3 protein-coding genes are annotated in these 6,320 nt (G+C 41.9%); all 3 read right to left on the bottom strand.

Translation table 11 applies throughout. The features are described 5' to 3' along the window. Positions 1–706 precede the first annotated feature (706 nt). On the bottom strand, positions 707–1,471 hold the full coding sequence (locus tag F6K37_RS29835; RefSeq protein WP_071105178.1) for a M23 family metallopeptidase: 765 nt from the start codon (positions 1,469–1,471) through the stop codon (positions 707–709). A 31-nt stretch (positions 1,472–1,502) separates the two neighbouring features. Continuing rightward, on the bottom strand, positions 1,503–4,088 hold the full coding sequence (locus F6K37_RS29830) for an eCIS core domain-containing protein (protein WP_287254094.1): 2,586 nt from the start codon (positions 4,086–4,088) through the stop codon (positions 1,503–1,505). 217 nt (positions 4,089–4,305) lie between these two features. Beyond that, positions 4,306–6,320: eCIS core domain-containing protein (locus F6K37_RS29825; RefSeq protein WP_287254092.1), on the bottom strand; the 2,015-nt coding region annotated here is incomplete at its 5' end.

Genomic DNA, 6,320 nt, shown 5'->3' with positions numbered 1-6,320 from the left:
CCACCCTACAAAATCAGGCGATCGGTCTTGCTTGTCACCTATTCAGCAGGTTAAGATTTTTTTGACTTGCTCTACAATTTTAACCGATAAACCAATTAACAACAGGGTAGACGGTAGTGGATTTGCTCACCTCAGGGGTAGGGTGGGCAAATTATGATAGTTTGGTAATTTAATTAGGAATCATGTCCATTTGCCCACCCTACAAGAACTCTTGTTGCTGTTGAGAAGTTAGTGTTTTTTTAGTTTAGCTTTGTCGTAGATTACCCATGAGCTTGGTTAAATTAAGAGTCGGCAAAAGTCACAGTGTAATTATCATATAGCCTTTGAGGTCAAAGGGATTGTGGGAGTGATAGAAATATGGGAGAACCGGAGCGATCGCGATGAGTAATATCATGTCCGGTTGAATACTTATACTAGGAGAGAAAGCAAGGCAGAAGGCAGAAGGCAGCTATGCTGAAGTAAAGGAGTAAGGTTTCAAGGGTAATGGTTTTTTATAACTAATTATCCGGACATGATATAAAACTAATTGCTTTGTGCTGCTCTCGACTGGATATCAATGTTGCCAAGGCTATAGAAAGTTTTATGCCAATAGCCCTTGTCACTAGTAATTCATCTGGTAATAAAACTTTGGTTAAATTAACAGAAAATTTTTTAAAGAAGCTATAAATTATTCAGATAATGTAAGCTTTTGAAGGATTTGGGTTTGTTAGCTGTATTCAAAACATTGCCTTCTGATGTAGATACTTGGAGATCGTGGTGTCTTATGCATAAGGACTTCAAAGTGGAGGTGAGGAGCAGTAGAACGAACTTTAGAGCGAGCTGCTGCGATTGGTTCCCCTTGCTGCACCACCTGTTCCTGGCTCACATATAGTTTACGGTTATGAGCATAGCGTGTCACCAAACCATTGCCGTGATCAATCTTAACTGTATTGCCACAACCATTGTACCAACCCGCGAAAATTACCTTGCCCTGGGCTAGCGCTCGAATCGTGCTACTATGGCTAGTGCTTTCTTCGTCTTGACGTTGAATCGACTCATGTTGAGTGGAGAGACTAGAAACTGGTGGGTTAATCTGTCTTACTACTTCAGATGCTACTCGGTCGGCTTCTTGCTCATACTTGTCCCCAACTTGACCAATAGTTAGCTTTGGCTGCACTGGATTGCCCTGCTGCCAATTGCCCCTTAACTCATGGGAAAGTCCCCTAAACATTGGCATTCGCTGAATTGACTGCCCAGTAACAGGGGAAAGACTACTCAGCAGAGGGTCAATAGTTCGAGCAACTTTCTGTTGGTAACCAGCTTCTGAGTGAGAGTTTTGGTGCTGGGACTTAATTAGATGACCTAGTGCCCGGTTGCCGATTATCCCTTGCAATTCTTCTATGGGGTGGAGCTCTGGCTTGGTACTAGGTGATGGTTGTTGCTGTTGAGAAGTGAGTGTTTTTGTGGTTTGGCTTTGTCGTAGATTACCCATGAGTTTTACGAAATATTTAATAGTTTGTATATTATGAGGTGATTTTACCCCTAAAATTGTCTCGTTTACCAACTAAGTCTTGAGTAATTATTCTCTCATTTTTTTCCAATAAATCATAGAAAGCTTTTAGTCTTTCCAATTTTTCAAGCCAATTTTCCATTTCCTTTGCTACTACTGTAGTTTGATCTATCTCGTCGAGAGAAACTATACTGAGGCGATTCCAATCGAGCTTTCCTTTTCCGTGTTTTTCAGCTTTAGCACCTCCCGCACTAGATAGAGGGTTTGCGGTTGCTTCTGTTGACTTCCAGTTATGAACGTATCCCTCGTTACTCGCACCACCTGGAGCAGTTGTTTCTACTCCAACCTCTAGAGCTCCGAATTTTTCTGTAGTTGGAGGTCGAAAAACAATCAGCAAATGTCCGTGGGCTCCATCTGGCAAAATTATATCACTGTTGAAATCTGTCTGACCAATACCACCAACAGCTAAATTTATGCCATAAAGTTCTGTTCCATAAAATTTATTTTTAATTGCTGCTAGCTTTCCTCCTTGCTCTCGAACTTTTTCTTCATGCCTCGACCTTTTCATGAAGTGTGTACCGAAAGAACGTTTAAACGCTCCGATACTTTCGTCTATTTTTCCTGCTTGAGTTACACCAAGCCAATTCAGTAAGGCATAGGGGTCTCTTACGCCTGCTTCACTTTTTTTCGCTAGCTTAGGAATTACAATATTGACTCTGCCACCATGAGATAGGGCGGTAGCAACATTTTCCGACCACTTCTGATATCTGGGCAAGTTACCCTCAGTTCCAATCTTAGTACATTCTTTTAATCCAGCTTGCATGAGTAAAAATACTTTTTTAAGCACCCCTATGGCTTTTGTATGTTTTTCAATCGCCTCACCTAGATCAACCTTCCTACCTTTCGCCTTACCGTATTGATGTATTTCTTGCTGACGCTTCTTGGCTTCTTCAATAATTATGGCTTTTCTCTCACTCCCTTTTTCCCCTAAATCAAGGGTATTTTGCCAAACTTCAGCAGTGTTACTCCGAATTTCATCCAGATACTCATTACCTCCTGGCTGATTAGCTTTGAAATGTAAAGCCATTTGATAAGGACGAGTTTTAAATAAGTACTCTTTGCTGAGACTAAGTTCTTGTAATAGTTGAGTATCTGAGCGGCATAGCCAAGCTACGCTAGCCACAATTATTCTTTGATTGGGATGTAGTTTGAGCCAGTCATTCTCACTCTTTTTTATTAAGTATTCTTTAGCTTCTTTCAAAGAATACATTTGTAAGCTTTTTAGATATTTATTGCCCTCTTTATCCTTAGCCATATTTTGAATCACATTTAGCTCATTAATACTTAGGAGCTTATTAACACCTCTTTTTTTGAGGTATATATCTTGAAAGTATTTTTGGAACTGCTTCTGAACATCTTTATTGCCGAACCCAAGTTGCTTTAAAACTTCCGGTTTAATTCTCGGCGTTGCTTCCTCCAAGGGTATGTCATGTGTTGCTTCCTCCAAGGGTGTGTCATGTGTTGCTTCCTCCAAGGGTATGTCATGTGTTGCTTCCTCCAAGGGTATGTCATGTGTTGCTTCCTCCAAGGGTATGTCATGTGTTGCTTCCTCCAAGGGTATGTCATGTGTTGCTTCCTCCAAGGGTATGTCATGTATTGAAAGCCAATTTGGAGAATCCGTCCATTTTTTCGGGTGTTCTTCTTTCGGGTATTTTTTTTTGCTTGGTGCCCGCTGTAGAGTTTCACTGCGCTCTAAGTGTACCTGGAATGTTGGAGAACTTGGCACACTATCACTCGGAGACTTACACTGGATTTGCTCCCCAGTTTGCTGCACCACATGGGTTAACTCATGGGCAATTAACTTTTTCCCCTCCTGACTCCCAGGATTATATTCCCCCTGCCGAAAGAAGATATCTTTACCTGTAGTAAAAGCACGAGCCTGAATTGATTGATTCAACTGGTCAGATTGGGCATCAGCGTGAACCCTGACTCCACTAAAATCTGCCCCAAACGACTGTTCCATTGGTTTCCGGATACTCTCAGCGATGGGCATCCCCGACCCCCTTGCCTGTTGAATCGATGTTTCCAACTCTGGGGTAGCCGCCATTCCACCTTCGATGGATTTAAGCTGCACCATTGGCTTCCTCATCAGTTCATCTTGCTGACCTTGAGCTTGAATCGACTGATGTTGAGTTGACAAACTAGAAACTGGTGCGTTAATCCGGTCCACTACTTCCGATGCTACTCGGTCAGCTTCAAGCTCATACTTATCCCCAGCTTCACCAATAGTTAGCTTCGCCTGTACTGGATTGCCCTGCTGCCAATGGCCCATTAACTCATGGGAAAGTCCCCTAAACCTTGGCATTCGCTGAATTGGTTGCCCACTAACAGGGGAGACACTACTCAGCAGAGGATCTTGGGAACGATGAACTTCTCCAGATTTGTATTGCTGGGATTTAATTAGATTACCCAGTGCTCGGTTACCGATTATTCCTTGCAGTTCCTCGATTGGGTGGTATGTTGGCTTCCTACTTCCCGATACAAGAGACTGATCTGGAGTTTGTGTGTTTTTGGTTTGGCTTTGTCGTAGATTACCCATGAGCTTGGTTAAATTAAGAGTCGGCAAAAGTCACAGTGTAATTATCATATAGCCTTTGAGATCAAAGGGATTGTGGCAGGGACGGAAATATGGGAGGACGGGAGCGATCGCATTACATTGACTTACATTGGCTTTTAAAGCATGGTGCATTTTTGTATCTAGTTAGAAGTTTTCCTAATCCCTTAAAGTTTTACTCCGAATGCTTCCTTCACACCTACTATTTCTTGTATTTGAGCTTTTTACCCTCATTAAGTCGCTCAATTAGATTATAGGCAGAAACTGCCATCGGCTTTAGATCACCGACTTTCAAGTCATCTTGCATACGACGAAGTTCAACCACCAAGGCTTTAACTGGTTTGTCACTCAGCCCAACCAAATCGTCAACACTTCCTAAAGCTCCAAGGGAGTTATGAATTACCTCAAAATCAGCTCGCTTGTCTTTGACTAATTTGACTAAGTTGTCTGCTGACTCATCTTCATCCGCTGCTTTAATTTCCTCTGGAAGGTTAACATAGTTCTTTAACAGGTCATATCCAGTAGGAATATGTTCTAGCCATTCTTTACGAGTTAAAGTAATCCGGACTTCTTGAATATTTCCCACCATACCTTTCTCAATTGTTTTTGGAAAAATCGGTTGTCCGCCTTCACCTGTTAACCCAGCAGCATTTAATACTAACTCAGCGAATTGATTAGGATTAGTTTGAAAGTAATTCCTGTAGGGTTCTGCAATTAATCCAAAGTTGTGGGCAAAATCAGTTCGAGCCATCATCGCCCCCGCAATGGCTTTTGAGTTATCTTTATTCATCATCTTTGTTGCTTTGTGGAGATAATTTACCAAGATAGTCACTAGTCCCATTAATTCTTTTTTACTGACACTATCATCAATTCCCCCTACATTTAATCTCTTTACTTGATCATTGACCCATGCATCGGCCTTAGATAAAAATGATAAGTCTCCTTTACCAAATAAATCTTTATTTGCTTTTTGCTTACGAGATTGTTGTTTATGACGTTCTCTTTTAAAGAGATTTTGATTGAGCCATCCAGTGACATTCAAGTCTTCCTTAACAGTAACGTATTCGACAAGATCGCTAATCTTTCCAATATGTAAACCAGCCGTAAGCTGAGGGGAAAAGCTTAATTCCTTTCCATCTGGATAAATTCGGAGATTAGAATCAGGTTCTCCTCCACCTGCTGTTACGTCCTCTGATGGAATAAACTCCTCTCCTTTACGACTATTCAGATAACTTGCCATTGCCACAATGTTATCCATTACTGATTCAACTTCACTTTTACTTTCTAGTGGCTCTGTGACCCATTCTAAGTTAGAGCCTCCTGAAGGACTTGCATCAGCAGTTAGATCAAATTTATCACCTCGAATAAAAGCTGTTGCTTTGGGAACATTCTGACCGAGTAATGGAGGCTCACTAAGTTGTTTATTTACATACATGCTAAAAACCATTGCCTGGTAGTCCTGACTGTCCTCATTTACTCTGGTCATTAGTGCTTGACCGGCATTAGTTAGAGTAGATTGACTATCGTCAGTAAACCATAGGTCTAAACGACCTTGTTGATCCAATCCCTTTTCGTGGTTAGTAAGCTCAACTATTTTTATGGAAGGTTGTTCAGCCATTACTTTAGCCACTTTAATATTGATCGCTAAATCCCGTTGAGTCTTAGCACGTTGAAAGTCTTGCTGGGCTTGTTGCCAGTTACTTACATTTCGCACATTCCACTGTGCTTCAAATTCATATCCCACTCGACGCTGTACAACATCTACGGGAGCACTTTCATTAGTACTAATTTTATCGTTATGGTCAAATTCACTCCCATTATGCTGGTTTAATTGGCGTTGCACAGAGGCTCTATTCTGCTGCACCACATGGGTCAATTCATGGGCAATCAATTCCTGCCCTCCTCGACTCCCAGGGTTGTATTCCCCCTGCCGAAAGAAGATATCTTTACCTGTAGTAAAAGCACGAGCCTGAATAGATTGATTCAACTGGTCAGATTGGGCATCACTGTGAACCCTCACCCCACTAAAATCTGCCCCAAACGACTGTTCCATTGGTTTCCGGATACTTTCGGCGATGGGCATCCCCGACCCCTTTGCCTGTTGGATTGAGCTTTCCAACTCTGGGGTAGCCGCCATTCCACCTTCGATGGATTTAAGCTGCACCATTGGCTTCCTCATCAGTTCATCTTGCTGACCTTGAGCTTGAATCGACTGAT

This window comes from Moorena sp. SIO4E2, assembly GCF_010671945.1.
Classification (GTDB): Bacteria; Cyanobacteriota; Cyanobacteriia; order Cyanobacteriales; family Coleofasciculaceae; genus Moorena; species Moorena producens.
The sequence above is the reverse complement of the archived record's forward strand: the minus strand, read 5'-3'. Positions and strand labels throughout refer to the sequence as shown.

What these genes read in the sequence shown, in the direction of transcription:
- F6K37_RS29830 (WP_287254094.1), bottom strand. Translation starts at nt 4,088, where the DNA reads ATGGGTAATCTACGACAAAGCCAAACCAAAAACACACAAACTCCAGAT.
- F6K37_RS29835 (WP_071105178.1), bottom strand. Translation starts at nt 1,471, where the DNA reads ATGGGTAATCTACGACAAAGCCAAACCACAAAAACACTCACTTCTCAA.